Raw genomic sequence first — 12,121 nt, 5'->3', positions numbered from 1 at the left:
AGCGGCGGACGCGCCGGCTCACTCGGCGGTGAAGCCGGCGAACCGGATGCCCCAGCTGACCTCCCACTGCTCGCCCGGGTCGAGCCAGCGCACGCCCCTGCCGGAGTTGAACGCGTCAGCGGGCGCGGTCATCGGCTCGATGGCCACCGCGGTGGACTCGCCCGGGTACCCGTCGGTCGTGAACACCTGCACGTAAGCGAACTCGTCGTCGGCCCAGACCGAGACCGATCGGCCGTCGGGCGCCGTGAGCGTGTGCTCCACCGTGCCGTCGACCGAGGCCAGTTCGCCGAAGGCGTCGTCGAGCTTCACGTCGCCCACGCGCCGCCCCTCGCGGAAGTCCCACTCCGTGCCGCCGACGTGCACCTCGCCGGTGGGCAGGAGCCGGTCGTCGACCTCGATGTGGCTCTCGGCGTCGAGTCGCAGCACCAGGTCCTCGGTGGGGACGCCGCCGATCTTCAGGAACGGGTGCGCGCCCACGGCCACGGGCGCCGCGTCGCCGCCGAGGTTCTCGAGGAAGTGGGTGACCTTCAGCCCGTCGGAGACGAGCTCGTACCGGACCGCCGTGCGAACCGTGAACGGGTAGCCCATCTGCGGGTGGATCGTCGCGGCCAGCGTCACCGAGTCGCGGGCCTGCTCGACGGGTCGGTACTCCGTGTACCGGAGCAGTCCGTGGATCGCGTTGCCCCGCGCCGGCTCGGTGATCGCGAGCTGGCGGGTCGTCCCGTCGTGCGCCCAGCGGGCGTCGCGGATGCGGTTCGGCCACGGCACGAGCACGATGCCCGCGCCCGATGGCGGCGTCTCGTCCTCGGCGAAGCCCGGCACGAGGTCGATGCCGTTGATCGTGAGGGTGCGCAGCCCCGCGGCGACGGCCGTGACGGTCGCGCGGACGTCGCCGGTGGAGGTGGTCGTCTCGAGTTCGAACTGGTCGCCCGTCGGCAGGGTCATGCCCTCCACCCTATGACCGGTCGGCCTCCGCGGCGACGAGCACGTCGAGCCCGGCGTCCCGGAGCTCGCCCAGGAGGACGGCCGGGGCCGCGGCATCCGTCACCAGCGCGTCGAACGCGTCGACCGGGGCGACCCGGCCGAGGTGCGCCTCGCCGAGCTTGGAGGCGTCGGCGACCGCGATCGCGCGCTGCGCGCGCTGCAGCATGAGCGACTTGACGGCGGCTTCGGGCAGGTTGGCGTTGGTGACGCCGTGCCGGGCGTCGACGCCGTTGCAGCCGATGATCGCGAGGTCGACGTGCACCTCGTCGAGCACCGAGCCGGCGAGCGGATGGACGAGCGAGTGCTGTCGCGGCCGCAGCGTGCCACCGGTGACGACCACCGTGAAGCGCGGGATCTCGGGCTCGAGCTCGAGGGCGATCGAGAGCCCGTTGGTGAAGATCGTCAGGTCGTCGAGGTCGGCGCGCGCACGCAGCGCCTTCGCCACCTGGAGCGTGGTGGTGCCGACGTCGAGGATGACGCTCTGGCCGCTGCGGACGAGCGCGGCGGCGCGCTGCCCGATCAGCCGCTTCGGCACCACCGACGCCTCGAGCGCCTCCTCGAAGGTGGGTTCGCGTTCGGGACGCGGCTCGTCCGGCCCCGCGCCGGGCGGCACCGCGCCCCCGTGCACCCGCCGGACCCGGCCCTCGCGCTCGAGCACGTCGAGGTCGGCGCGCGCGGTGACGGGCGTGACGCCGAACGACTCGCTGAGCTCGATCACGCGCACGAAGCCGCGCTCCATGACGAGGTCGGCGGCGAGCGTGCGGCGTCGCGCGGCGTCGCGGGGCGGGCGATCGGGCTCCATGCGTCCATCCTCGCGACGTCAACACAACTTTGCAATACGAAACACCCTTGTTTCTCAAACGAAGATCGCGTAGCGTGACGACGTGCAGCAGACGGAACCCGGCATCCTGGACCCCCGCATCGCGGTGCGGCGCACGACCCTCGCCGACGGTCGCGAACTGATCTACTTCGACGACGCCGACACCGTGCTCGGCTCCGACCGCGCCGTCGACGCGCGGACCCTCGACCCGCGGCCCGCGACCGCCGAGATGCGCCAGGACCCGCTCACCGGCGACTGGATCTCGATCGCGGCCGCGCGCCAGAACCGGGCGTTCCTGCCGCCCGCCGAGGCCGACCCGCTCGCGCCCCAGAGCGAGGCCAACCCCTCCGAGATCCCGAGCACGTACGACGTCGCCGTGTTCGAGAACCGGTCGCCCTCGTTCGGGCCCGACCTGCCCGGCTGGGCGTCGACCGACGACGCCGCCGGCGCGCTCGCCGACCTCCGCACCGTCGGGCTCGACCGCACGCACCCCTCGCACGGGCGCTGCGAGGTCGTGTGCTTCAGCCCCGAGCACGAGGGGTCGTTCGGCACGCAGACCGCCTCCCGCGCACGCACCGTCATCGAGGCGTGGGCGCATCGCACCGCCGCCCTCTCCGCGCTGCCGGGCGTGCAGCAGGTGTTCCCGTTCGAGAACCGCGGCCGCGACATCGGCGTCACCCTCCCCCACCCGCACGGGCAGATCTACGCCTACCCGTACGTCACCCCGCGCACCGAGCGGCTGATCGCCTCCATCGACGCGTACGGGCCCACCCTCCAGGCCGACATCCTCGACCGCGAGCGCGACGGCGACCGCGTCCTGCTGGCCGGCGAGCACTGGACCGCCTTCGTGCCGTTCGCCGCGCGCTGGCCCCTCGAGGTGCACCTCATGCCGCACCGCCAGGTGCCCGACCTCGCCGCGACCGACGAGGCGGAGCGCGCCGAGCTCGCGACCCTCTACCTTCGCCTGCTGCGCGGCGTCGACCGGCTCTACGAGACGCCGACGCCGTACATCGCCGCCTGGCACCAGGCGCCCGTGCACGAGCACCGCGACGACGTGCGGCTCACCATGCAGCTCACGAGCCCCCGGCGCGCCGCCGACCGGCTCAAGTACCTCGCCGGGTCCGAGGCGGCCATGGGCGCCTGGATCGGCGACGTGCCACCCGAGGCGCAGGCGCGGGCCCTGCGCGACGCGATCGAAGGAGTCGAACCGTGACCGACGCCGTGGCATCCGCCGAGCACCTCTTCGCCGAGCAGTACGGCCGGCGCCCGGTCGGCGTCTGGTCGGCACCGGGGCGCGTCAACCTCATCGGCGAGCACACCGACTACAACGACGGGTTCGTCTTCCCGTTCGCGATCGACCGTCGCACGACCGTCGCCGTCGGCGATCGCGAAGACCGGCTCGTGCGGGTCGCCTCGACGTTCTCGCCCGAGGTGGTCGAGGTGCACCTCGACGACCTCTCGCCGGACGCCGTCTCGGGATGGGCGGCGTACCCGCTCGGCGTGATCTGGGCCTTCGGCGAGTTCGGGGCCGACCTCGCCCACGCGCGCGGCGTCGACCTCCACATCGACTCCGACGTGCCGGTCGGGGCCGGCCTGTCGTCGTCGGCGGCGATCGAGTGCGCCGTCGCGCTCGCCCTCGACGAGCACTGGGCGCTCGGCCTCGACCGTCCGACGCTGGCGAAGGTCGGCCGGCTGGCGGAGAACCGCGTGGTGGGCGCCCCGACCGGGATCATGGACCAGTCCGCGTCGCTGCTCGGCGAGGCCGACGCGGGCGTGTTCCTCGACTGCCGCAGCCTCGACGCCGACGTCATCCCGCTCGGGTTCGCCGAGGCCGGGCTGTCGCTGCTGGTCGTCGACACGAGGGTGAGCCACTCGCACGCTACCGGCGGCTACGCGGCACGTCGTGCGTCGTGCGAGGCGGGCGCGCAGGCGCTCGGCGTCGAGTCGCTCCGATGGCTCGATGTCGACGACCTGACCCGGGCCGAGGAGCTGCTCGACGACGAGACGTTCCGTCGCGTGCGCCACGTGGTCACCGAGAACCAGCGCGTGCTCGACACGGTGCGCACGCTGCGCGAGCAGGGGCCGGGCGCCATCGGGCCGCTCCTCGACGCGTCGCACGCGTCGATGCGCGACGACTTCGAGATCTCGGTGCCCGAGCTCGACCTCGCCGTCGAGACCGCGCAGGCGTCGGGCGCCGTCGGCGCGCGGATGACCGGCGGCGGCTTCGGCGGCGCGGCGATCGCGCTGGTCTCCGACGACCTGGTGGCGACGATCGCCGAGCGCGTGCGCGCGGCCTTCGCCGAGCGCGGCTTCCGGGAGCCCGCGACGTTCACCGTGCACGCGGCCCAGGGCGCGCGCCGCGACGCGTAGCCCGGAGCCGCGTCAGCCCGCCGACGCAGGCTCGACGGGCGTGGGCGTGCCGCCCGTGATGCGGACGAGTTCGTCGAACGTCGTCGGGAACACGGTCCTGGCGTGCCCGGCCGCCGCCCACACCTCGTCGAACGACGCGAGGTCGACGTCGACGAACGTGCGCACGGGCGACGGGTGTCCGACGGGGGCGACCCCGCCGATGACCTGCCCGGTCGCCGCCTTCACGACCTCCTTCGACGCTCGGCGGATCGTTCCGCCGAGCTCGGCGCCGAGCCACTCGGTGTCGACGCGGTGCGCGCCCGAGGTGAGCACGAGGATCGGCTCGTCGTCGAGCGTGAAGACGAGCGAGTTCGCGATCTGCCCCACCGCCACGCCGAGCGCGTCGGCGGCCAGCTGCGCGGTCGTCACGGCGTCGCCGAACCAGACGACGCGAGGCTCCACGCCCTGCGCCTCGAGGGCGGCGGTGACGCGGTCGACGGCGGCGTGCGTGGGGGCGCTCGGCTCGGCGGTCATGCGTCGATCCTACGAGCGGATGCCGCGGCATCCGCCACCCCCGCAGCACCTGCGCTTCACCGGGCTGCCGTAGGGTTCGAGGCGTGACCGCCTCCGCTCCCGAGCACGGGCCCAGACACCCGCGTCTGGCGCGCCGTCTCGGCCTGCGGGACGCCGTCGCGATCGGCCTCGCCGCGATGATCGGGGCGGGCGTGTTCGCGGTGTGGGCGCCCGCCGCGCAGGCCGCGGGCGGCTGGCTACTCGCCGGCCTCGCGGTCGCCGCGTTCGTCGCGTTCGCGAACGCCGGGTCCACCGCGCAGCTCGCGGTGCGCTACCCGGAGGCCGGCGGCGCGTACCGGTTCGGTCGCGAACGACTCGGCGAGTGGCCCGGCTACCTCGCCGGATGGGGCTTCGTGGTCGGCAAGACCGCCAGCTGCGCGGCGATGGCGATGACGGCCGCCGCGTACCTCGTGCCGACGCCGTGGCAGAAGCCGGCGGCCGTCGCCGCCGTCGTCGTGATCGTGGGCGTCAACGTGCTCGGCGTGACGCGCACGGCGCGGGTCGCCCTGGTGATCGTGAGCGCGGTCGTCGTCGTGCTCGCCGCGGTGGTCGCGGCTGGGCTCGCGACGGCAGTCGGGGCGGGCTGGGGGCAGGGCGCGGCATCCGCCGGCGAGGTGCTGCGGTCGACCGACGGTGCGATCGACGGCGCCGGGCCGTACGGCGTGCTGCAGGCCGCCGCCCTGGTCTTCTTCGCCTTCGCCGGGTACGCGCGCATCGCGACCCTCGGCGAGGAGGTCCGGGATCCGCGTCGCACCATCCCCCGGGCGATCGGCATCGCATTCGCGATCGTCGCGGTCGTGTACGCGGCCGTGGGCGCCGCGGCGCTCGGTGCGCTGGGGCCGGAACGCCTCGCGGCCTCCGCCGCACCGCTCGTCGACGTGGTCGCCGTCGCGGGATGGCTGTGGGCCGAGCCCGTCGTGCGGGTCGCGGCAGGCGTCGCCGCGCTCGGCTCGCTGCTCGCGCTCGTGGCCGGGGTCGGACGCACGGGCCTCGCGATGGCGCGGGACGGCGAGCTGCCGCATCCGCTCGCCCGCGTGCACCCGCGGTTCGGGGTGCCGCACGTCGCCGAGCTCGTCGTGGGCGCCGCCGTGGTCCTGCTCGTGCTCGTCGGCGACCTCCGCGGGGCGATCGGGTTCTCGTCGTTCGGGGTCCTGCTGTACTACCTCGTCGCGAACTGGGCGGCGCTCACCCAGCCCGCCGCTGAGCGGCTCGTGCCTCGCTGGCTGTCCTGGACGGGCGCGATCGGCTGCGTCGTGCTCGTGGCCACCCTTCCGCCGGTGTCGCTGGTGGCGGGCGTCGCGGTGTTCGCCGTCGGCGCCGGGGTCCGCGGCATCCGCCTCGCCCTGGCCCGCCGCCGCACCTGACGCCGCCGGCGGTCGGCCCTAGGCTGGGCGCATGACCGCCGACCCGTCCGCCCGGATCCTGACCATCGCCGACGTGCCCGCGCCCGAGCTCGACGAGACCGCGTTCGTCGCACTCGGGGCCGTGGTCGTGGGGCAGGTGCGTCTGGCCGCCCGCTCAAGCGTCTGGTACAACGCGGTGCTGCGCGCCGAAGCCGAGCCGATCACCCTCGGCGAGCGCTCGAACCTGCAGGACGGGGTGGTGTGCCACGTCGACGCCGGCTTCCCGGTGACCATCGGGGCGGGCGTCTCGGTCGGACACCGCGCGGTGCTGCACGGCTGCACGGTCGAGGACGACTGCCTGATCGGCATGGGTGCCACCGTGCTGAACGGCGCGGTGATCGGCGCGGGCTCGCTCGTCGCCGCCGGCGCCGTCGTGCTCGAGGGCACCGTCGTGCCGCCCGGGTCGCTCGTTGCGGGCGTGCCCGGCAAGGTGCGCCGCGAACTGACGGCCGAGGAGCGGGCGGGCATCCGCCGCAATGCGGAGGCGTACCTCGACCACGTCGACCGCCATTCGGCGCCGGTCGACTGATCAGTCCGGCGCGCCGGCGCCGACGGGTTCGACCGTCGAGCCGACGGATGCCGCAGACGCGCGCGGATCGCGCGGACCCGGGTCGACGGCGGCCGTCGCGCCCGCGGCCGTCGATGCGGCGACGAAGCCGTCCGCACCGCCCGGCTCGAGCCATCGGCGCGCCAGCCGCCTCGCCCGGCGGACCCGACGCACGACCCCGCGGACCGGCACGCCCAACGCCCACGCGATGGCTCCCGTGCGCGTGCGGTCGAACGCTCCGAGCATGCGGCGGCGCTCGAACGCCGCGCGCAGTGGGCCGCCCGAGAGGTCGTACCGGCGCTCGAGGGCCGGCAGCTCGATGATCTCCCGGGCTTCGACCAGCGAGGTGAGGCGCCGGAGCCAGTCGTCGGCGGCGGGCTCGTGGAAGTAGTTGTCGGCGAGCCACGAGGGCTCGGCGTGCCGGAAGCGCCCCCCGACGAGGTCGGCCGTCGACCCGAACAGGCCCGCACCCTCGAACACCGTGTTGATCATCGCGGGCGTCACGCCGAAGTCGTCGACGAGCAGCACGGGCAGGCCGAGCGCGATCGCCTCCAGCGCGGCGGTCGAGCTCACCGTCACGAGCGCGCCCGCGCGCCCGAGGTGGGCGGCCATCGGACCGTTGGCGACGACCAGGTTCCGGGGCGCCTCGTCGAGCTCGGCGAGCAGGTCGGCGTAGTCGTGCTCCTCGGCGTGGGTCTGCGCCTCGCCGTCGCGGGCCCGGACCTTCACGACCACGCGCCGGTCGGGGCGGCGACGGGCGAGCTCGGCGAGCGCCCCGAGCAGCCGCAGCCGGTCGGCGCGTTCCGCCGGCACCTTGGCCTGGGCCGCGAACACCACGTCGGTGGGTGCGGATGCCGCGGCATCCGCACGGTCGCCCGCGCTCGCGCCGGATGCCAGGAAGGGCAGGGTCGCGAGCCCGAACATGCGGTCGATGCCGAGCGCCCACGCGTTGGCGTCGAAGTCGCGGACCTCGCGCCGGCTGTGCAGCACGATCAGGTCGGTCTGCTCGCGGTAGATCACGGCCTTCGGCACCGCCGGGATGGTGAGCCCGGGGAAGCCGCTGACGAGCACCGGCCGGTTGCGGCGCGCGTTGAGCCGCGGGGCGACGACCCGGACGAACGGCCCGCGCAGCGAGAGCAGCACGGCGTGCGGGTCGAGGTCGTCGAGCTCGGCCTCCAGCTCGTCGAGATGCCGCACGCGCACGACATCCGTCGTGAACGCCGTGCCCGCCAGCGCGTCGGCCAGCTGGCGCGCGCTCGGCTGCACGGGCGAGGCGATGACCACCAGCTGCGCCGTCCATTCCGCGGGCAGCGTCGACGCGAGCGCGGCGCCCCACTTCACGTACGAGTCGGAGTCGGCGACGATGAGCAGCCGTCGCGCCTGCGGGTCGGGCGAGTGCACGGCGCGCGCCGCGGCATCCGTCACGCCATCACCCGGCGGAGCTTCGCCTTCGGCGCCTCCTCGCCCGGGTAGACGCGCTTCACGCCGTCGCCCATGGCGTCGCCGATGATGCGGATGTCGCGCACGAGGTGCTCGAGGCCCTGCGGCTCGAGCGACGCCGAGTGGTCGGAGCCCCACATCGTCCGGTCGAGGGTGATGTGCCGCTCGACGGCGACCGCGCCGAGCGCGACCGCGGCGACCGAGACCTGCAGCCCGCGCTCGTGACCCGAGTAGCCGACCGGCACGCCCGGGTACCGCCGCTTCAGGGCCGGGATCATGAGGAGGTTCGCCTCGTCGGCCGGCATCGGGTAGCTCGACGTGGCGTGCATGATGACCAGCCGCTCGGTGCCGAGCACGGTCACGGCGCGGTCGATCTCGTCGAGCGTCGACATGCCCGTCGAGAGGATGACGGGCTTCCCGGTGTCGCGCACCGCCTCGAGCAGCTCGAGGTCGGTCACCGATGCCGATGCGATCTTGTGCGCGACGACGCCGTAGGACTCGAGGTCGGCCACGGCCGGCGCGTCCCAGGGCGACGCGAACCAGTCGAGCCCGAGCAGCGACGCGTGCTCGGCGATCGCCGCGTACTCGTCGCGTCCGAACTCGACCCGGTGGCGGTACTCGAGGTAGGTCATCGTGCCCCACGGCGTCTCGCGCGGGGTGAGCTTCATGTGCTCGGGCGTCGAGATGTCGGGCGTGCGCTTCTGGAACTTCACCGCCTGCGCGCCCGCCTCGGCGGCGACCTCGATGAGGCGCTTGGCGACGTCCACGTCGCCGTTGTGGTTGAGGCCGATCTCGGCGATGACGTACACGGGCTCGTACTCGCCGATGGCGGCGTGGCCGATGCGCACGGACATGTGGTGCTCGCTCTCGTTCAGGGTGCGGATGCCTCGCCGGATGCGGCGGCGATCGCCTCGCGCTGCAGCCGGGTCGGGTGGGCGGGGTCGAATGCGCGCGCCTCGCGGGCGGCGTCGTGCGCGTCGCGCTCGCCGCGCCAGTCGGGGTCGGATGCCGCGGAACGGCCCTCCGCGGCCGCGCGCGCATCGCGCGCGGCGAGCACGAGCTCGGCCAGCTCGCGCACCGCGCCGTGGCCGCCGTGGCGCTGCAGCACGTGGCGGGCGCGCTCGAGCGCATCGGGGGCGGCATCCGGCACGGCGATCGGCCACCCCACGAGGTCGAGCGCGGGGATGTCGCCACGATCGTTGCCGAGGTACGCCACGCGGTCGAGGCGGATCCCGCGTGCGGCGGCCCATTCGCGCAGTGCGCTGCCCTTGTCGGCGAGGCCCTGGACGCAGTCGACCCCGAGTTTCTCGGCCCGGCGGCTGACGACCGGGTTGGCCTCGGCCGACAGGATGAGCACCGGGATGCCGGCGTCGCGCAACCGCGCCACGCCCGCTCCGTCGGCGCGCGAGACGCGGACGGACTCGCGGCCGAGCTCGTCGAGTCCGGCCGTGTCGTCGGTGTGGACGCCGTCGAAGTCGGTCACGACGGCGTCGACGTCGACGAACGGATGCCGCGGATCGGCAGGCCACGCGATGCCGGCGCCCGCGCCGACGCGCGCTGCCTGCGCCGACGCGAGGGATCCGGCGAGGCGGCGGTCGATACGGGGCGCGAGGATCCGGGCCCGAGCGAGGTCGGCGGCGTCGTCGATCTCGACCGCCGTGTCCGGGTGCACGGACTGGATGCCGACGCGACCGAAGAACCGGTGGCGCGCCCGCGCGAACCCGTCGGTGCGGAGCACGTAGAACGCGCCCGTCTCGAGGAACTCGGGCTCGCGGTCCTGCCGCCGCGGGCGGTCGGACGGGTCGTGGTTGACGCCGACCGCGCTCGCCCCGTCGGCGTCATCCGCTCGCTCGCGCCAGAGGAAACCGTGCGTCGGCGTCGCGGCGAACACGACGTCGCGATCGCCCGCCTCGACCCGGGTGGTCGCCGCGTCGAGGTCGGCGGGGTCGATGAACGGCGAGGTCGCCTGGATGAAGACGGTGACGGCCGGCGCCGGAGCGTCGGGGCCCGACAGCACCTCGATCGCATGCACGAGCGCCGATTCGCTCGACGCGGTGGCGCCGGCGAGGTCGGCCGGCCGCTCGACGACCTCGGCGCCGGCCGCCCGCGCGACCTCCGCGATCTCGGCGTCGTCGGTGGTGACGACGACGCGGGCGATGCGCTCGGCCGCGAGCGCGGCGTGCACGGCTCGCGCGACGAGCGGCACTCCCCCGACGCGGGCGACGTTCTTGCCGGGCAGCCCCTGCGAGCCGCCCCGCGCCGGGATGATCGCGAGGGCGGTCGCGACCTCCCGGCTCGATCCGCCGCCGGTCGCGGCGCGCCGGTCGGAGGCGGCGGCGCGTTCCCCCGATGCGCCGCGGCCGTCTCGGACCGGTCCCGTCGCGCTCGCGCCGGCGGCGGTCGCCTGGCTGAGGTCGGTGCTCATGCCGCGAAGCTATGGGCGCCGCCCGTCCGGACGGTGCACACCGGGTGAACGGCCGGCGACGGTCAGGCAGCGAGCGGATGCCGCGCGCGTCGGTCCGGGGTACTGGGGATAACGTCGGCCTGCCGCTCGCCGCCGTCGCTACGGTTGAGCCCATGCCCGAAGCCCTCCCCGCCAAGCCCCCGCGACGGATGCCGCGCCCGAGCGCCGCGCTGGCGATGGCCTCGTGCCTGCTCGCGCTCGGCGCCGTCGCGTGCTCGTCGCCGGAGGCTCGCGAGGCCGATGCGTCCGCGGCGGCGACTCCCGCCCCGGCGACCGGAGCCGAGCCGATCTTCGCGTCGGACGAGGAGGCACTGGCGGCGGCGGTCGAGGCGTACGAGGAATACGCGCGGGTTTCCGCCCAAGTCGCAAACTCTGGCGGCATCGGAGCGGACGCGATCTCGGAGTTCGTCAGCGCGGAGTTCAACGATGCAGTCCAGCGAGAATTCGCCGCCCTACGCGACTCGGGCCTTCGGATGGCTGGCGAGAACGTGTACTACAACCCTCGCCTTGAGGAGCGAAACTCGGGCCGAGTATCGGTCATCTTCTGTCGGGATATCTCTGGGACCCGTCTGATACGAGCCGACGGAACGGACGCAACGCCTCCGGACCGAGACCTGATCCAAGCTACGCGGGTTGAATTCGCCACTATCGAAGACTTGAGCGGCAAGCTCATCGTGGATGGAGCTGAGCGTTGGAAGGACGAGCAAGGCTGCTAGTCGAAGTTGTGCTCAGCGCGATGCTGATGGCAGGGCTTCCAGGCTCGCTCTCGTCATCGGCTCCGCCAGACACAGATTTCGGCGGTTCACTGTCCCCCAAGGTTGGTGAGGATGTTGTCAGCATTATCGGAGAAGTCAGCGGCCCCGGCACCAACACCAACCCCGCCGACGGCATCGCCCCCGACCCGAGCGTCGTCGCCGACGGCATCGGCGCAGGCGGCACCGAGACGACCCGCCCGAGTGCTCCCCCGCGCGACGTGTGCAGCCCCGTGAATCCGGTCGACTGCTTCTTCACGGGCGCAGAGCCCGAACCGCCGCCCGCGGGCGAGCCCGCGGTGACCCTGCGCGATGTCGCCACGTTCCAGCCGGCCCCGCACGAACTCCTCGCGGAGCCCTCGGGATGGGCGGTCGTCGACCTGCCCGCGAACGCGATCGCCGAGGCCGGGGTCGTGACCCGCTCGGGAACGCTCTTCGGCCGCCCGGTCGAGGTGCGATTCCACCCGGTCGGCTACCGCTGGGAGTACTCCGACGGGACCACCGTCGCGAGCGCCGATCCCGGCGCGACGTGGGCCGACCTCGGCCAGCGCGAGTTCACCGCGACCCCGACCAGCCACGTCTATCGCGCCAAGGGCGAGCACACCGCTCGCCTCGACGTGATCTACGTCGCGGAGTACCGCTTCGACGGCTCCGCCTGGCGCTGGATCGACGGCACGCTCCCCGTTCCGGGCGTCCCACAGCGCGTGCTCGTCGGCGAGTTCGACACCGTGCTCGTCACCGGTCCCTGCACCACGCGGCCCGACGGGCCGGGCTGCGGCTGACGCTCGA

The 12,121-nt window shown here is 74.2% G+C and carries 12 protein-coding genes; 6 read left to right on the top strand and 6 right to left on the bottom strand.

Annotation, left to right across the window (positions count from 1 at the left end; genetic code table 11):
* Positions 1 to 18 precede the first annotated feature (18 nt).
* On the bottom strand, positions 19 to 945 hold the full coding sequence (locus tag ACUY4T_RS12155) for an aldose 1-epimerase family protein (protein WP_446019223.1): 927 nt from the start codon (positions 943 to 945) through the stop codon (positions 19 to 21).
* A 10-nt stretch (positions 946 to 955) separates the two neighbouring features.
* Positions 956 to 1,786 carry a DeoR/GlpR family DNA-binding transcription regulator gene (locus tag ACUY4T_RS12150; RefSeq protein ID WP_446019222.1) on the bottom strand — a complete coding sequence of 277 codons (831 nt, stop codon included), beginning with the start codon at positions 1,784 to 1,786 and terminating at the stop codon, positions 956 to 958.
* 82 nt (positions 1,787 to 1,868) lie between these two features.
* On the opposite strand from ACUY4T_RS12150, the gene galT reads away from it, so the two are divergent.
* Both galT and galK read left to right on the top strand, forming a co-directional pair.
* A complete protein-coding gene (gene galT, locus ACUY4T_RS12145) occupies positions 1,869 to 3,017 on the top strand; it encodes a galactose-1-phosphate uridylyltransferase (protein WP_446019221.1) in 1,149 nt (382 codons plus the stop codon).
* Positions 3,014 to 4,174, top strand: a complete 1,161-nt coding sequence (gene galK / locus ACUY4T_RS12140) for a galactokinase (protein WP_446019220.1) — start codon at positions 3,014 to 3,016, stop codon at positions 4,172 to 4,174. Before galT ends, galK begins: the two co-directional genes overlap by 4 nt.
* A gap of 12 nt (positions 4,175 to 4,186) precedes the next feature.
* Here galK and ACUY4T_RS12135 read toward each other — a convergent pair whose 3' ends face one another.
* Positions 4,187 to 4,687 (bottom strand): YbaK/EbsC family protein, encoded by a 501-nt coding sequence (locus tag ACUY4T_RS12135; RefSeq protein WP_446019219.1) that lies wholly within the window; start codon positions 4,685 to 4,687, stop codon positions 4,187 to 4,189.
* A gap of 83 nt (positions 4,688 to 4,770) precedes the next feature.
* Between ACUY4T_RS12135 and ACUY4T_RS12130 the strand changes: the two genes are divergently transcribed.
* Complete coding sequence (locus ACUY4T_RS12130) at positions 4,771 to 6,090, top strand: APC family permease (protein ID WP_446019218.1); 1,320 nt, start codon at positions 4,771 to 4,773, stop codon at positions 6,088 to 6,090.
* Positions 6,091 to 6,121: 31 nt separating this feature from the next.
* A complete protein-coding gene (locus ACUY4T_RS12125) occupies positions 6,122 to 6,658 on the top strand; it encodes a gamma carbonic anhydrase family protein (protein ID WP_446019217.1) in 537 nt (178 codons plus the stop codon).
* Here the strand turns inward: ACUY4T_RS12125 and ACUY4T_RS12120 are convergent, their stop codons facing one another.
* From ACUY4T_RS12120 to ACUY4T_RS12110, 3 genes are read right to left on the bottom strand one after another with little or no spacing between them, the layout of a single operon-like run.
* A complete protein-coding gene (locus ACUY4T_RS12120) occupies positions 6,659 to 8,101 on the bottom strand; it encodes a DUF6716 putative glycosyltransferase (RefSeq protein ID WP_446019216.1) in 1,443 nt (480 codons plus the stop codon).
* Positions 8,098 to 8,970 (bottom strand): N-acetylneuraminate synthase family protein, encoded by an 873-nt coding sequence (locus ACUY4T_RS12115; RefSeq protein WP_446019215.1) that lies wholly within the window; start codon positions 8,968 to 8,970, stop codon positions 8,098 to 8,100. Before ACUY4T_RS12115 ends, ACUY4T_RS12120 begins: the two co-directional genes overlap by 4 nt.
* Before the next feature lie 17 nt (positions 8,971 to 8,987).
* Positions 8,988 to 10,541: a cytidylyltransferase domain-containing protein gene (locus ACUY4T_RS12110; RefSeq protein WP_446019214.1), complete on the bottom strand. Its 1,554-nt coding sequence runs from the start codon at positions 10,539 to 10,541 to the stop codon at positions 8,988 to 8,990.
* Positions 10,542 to 10,693: 152 nt separating this feature from the next.
* On the opposite strand from ACUY4T_RS12110, the gene ACUY4T_RS12105 reads away from it, so the two are divergent.
* Entirely contained in the window at positions 10,694 to 11,296 is a 603-nt protein-coding gene (locus ACUY4T_RS12105) for a hypothetical protein (RefSeq protein ID WP_446019213.1), read from the top strand.
* Positions 11,297 to 11,322: 26 nt separating this feature from the next.
* Positions 11,323 to 12,114: a hypothetical protein gene (locus ACUY4T_RS12100; protein ID WP_446019212.1), complete on the top strand. Its 792-nt coding sequence runs from the start codon at positions 11,323 to 11,325 to the stop codon at positions 12,112 to 12,114.
* Positions 12,115 to 12,121: the final 7 nt, after the last annotated feature.

Source organism: Agromyces arachidis (genome assembly GCF_052805135.1).
The sequence above is the reverse complement of the archived record's forward strand: the minus strand, read 5'-3'. Positions and strand labels throughout refer to the sequence as shown.

Excerpts from the sequence above, each read along its gene's own strand:
- ACUY4T_RS12115 (WP_446019215.1), bottom strand. The coding sequence starts at position 8,970 with ATGTCCGTGCGCATCGGCCACGCCGCCATCGGCGAGTACGAGCCCGTG.
- ACUY4T_RS12135 (WP_446019219.1), bottom strand. The coding sequence starts at position 4,687 with ATGACCGCCGAGCCGAGCGCCCCCACGCACGCCGCCGTCGACCGCGTC.
- ACUY4T_RS12125 (WP_446019217.1), top strand. The coding sequence starts at position 6,122 with ATGACCGCCGACCCGTCCGCCCGGATCCTGACCATCGCCGACGTGCCC.
- ACUY4T_RS12100 (WP_446019212.1), top strand. The coding sequence starts at position 11,323 with ATGGCAGGGCTTCCAGGCTCGCTCTCGTCATCGGCTCCGCCAGACACA.
- ACUY4T_RS12155 (WP_446019223.1), bottom strand. The coding sequence starts at position 945 with ATGACCCTGCCGACGGGCGACCAGTTCGAACTCGAGACGACCACCTCC.
- ACUY4T_RS12150 (WP_446019222.1), bottom strand. The coding sequence starts at position 1,786 with ATGGAGCCCGATCGCCCGCCCCGCGACGCCGCGCGACGCCGCACGCTC.
- ACUY4T_RS12105 (WP_446019213.1), top strand. The coding sequence starts at position 10,694 with ATGCCCGAAGCCCTCCCCGCCAAGCCCCCGCGACGGATGCCGCGCCCG.
- ACUY4T_RS12110 (WP_446019214.1), bottom strand. The coding sequence starts at position 10,541 with ATGAGCACCGACCTCAGCCAGGCGACCGCCGCCGGCGCGAGCGCGACG.